General features: G+C 74.8%; 2 protein-coding genes. One reads left to right on the top strand and one right to left on the bottom strand.

Features of this window, described 5'->3' with window-relative positions:
• Window positions 1-253, bottom strand: a 253-nt coding sequence (locus AC27KI_RS25680) for a cupin domain-containing protein (protein WP_487116640.1), incomplete at its 3' end; no start/stop codon positions are given.
• A gap of 108 nt (window positions 254-361) precedes the next feature.
• Here AC27KI_RS25680 and AC27KI_RS25675 point away from each other — a divergent pair.
• The coding region (locus tag AC27KI_RS25675; protein WP_487116638.1) for an MFS transporter at window positions 362-1,041 on the top strand (680 nt) is incomplete at its 3' end.

Here is a 1,041-nt window from a genome sequence, read left to right as displayed (position 1 = left end):
CGACGCCGGGCTGGTCGGGCGCGTCGATCACGAACATCCGCGCGCCCGGCGGGGCCAGGAACGCGTGCGCCGTGCCGGCCGGAATGACCATGCCGCAGGTGGTGTCCACGAAGGCGGCGCGGCCCGCCACCTCCAGCTCCATGCGCCCGTGCAGCGCGTAGAGCACCTGTGCGTGGCCGTGCGCATGCGCGGCGTGTTCGCCGCTGTAGCAGCGCACCGAGCAGGTGGGATGGAGGACGGCGGCGGGGCCCATGGCGCGCATCGTAGCGGCACGGCGCGCGCACGGCCGACGCGCCCCGGGGAAGGGGTGCGGATAATCCCTGCGATCCCCCTACCCGGCCCGACCCGCCCACCCCTTCCGATGCCCCCAGACCACGCCCCCGCCACCGCCCCCCGCCGCAGCTGGCGCGAGGCCTGGCTCGTCTACCTCGAACCGGCCAGCCTGCGCATGCTGGCGCTGGGGTTCTCCGCCGGGCTGCCGCTGCTGCTGGTGCTGGGCACGCTGTCGTTCTGGCTGCGCGAGGCGGGCCTGGATCGCACCACCATCGGCTACCTGAGCTGGGTGGGCTTGGCCTACGCGTTCAAGTGGGTGTGGGCGCCACTGGTGGACCGCATGCCGCTGCCGCTGCTCACGCGCTGGCTGGGGCGCCGGCGCGGCTGGCTGGTGGTGTCGCAGGCGATGGTGATGGCGGGCCTCGTGGGCATGGCGTTCAACGACCCGCGCGTGGCGCTCGAACCACTGGTGTGGTGCGCGCTGGCCGTGGCGTTCGGCTCGGCCACGCAGGACATCGCGCTGGACGCCTTCCGCATCGAATCGGCCGACGCCGACCGCCAGGCCGCGCTGGCCGCCACCTACCAGACGGGCTACCGCCTGGCGATGATCTGGGCCGGCGCGGGCGTGCTGTGGGTGGCCGCGCGCGCCGAACTGCCCGGCCTCGCCGGCTACCAGCACGGCGCCTGGCAGGCCGCCTACCTCACGATGGCCGCCTCGATGCTGGTGGGCACCGCGACCGTGCTGCTGTCGCGCGAGCCCGTGCCGCG

It is taken from the genome of Acidovorax sp. KPB24-03, assembly GCF_057546605.1.
This window is presented reverse-complemented; position numbering and strand designations above follow the sequence as displayed.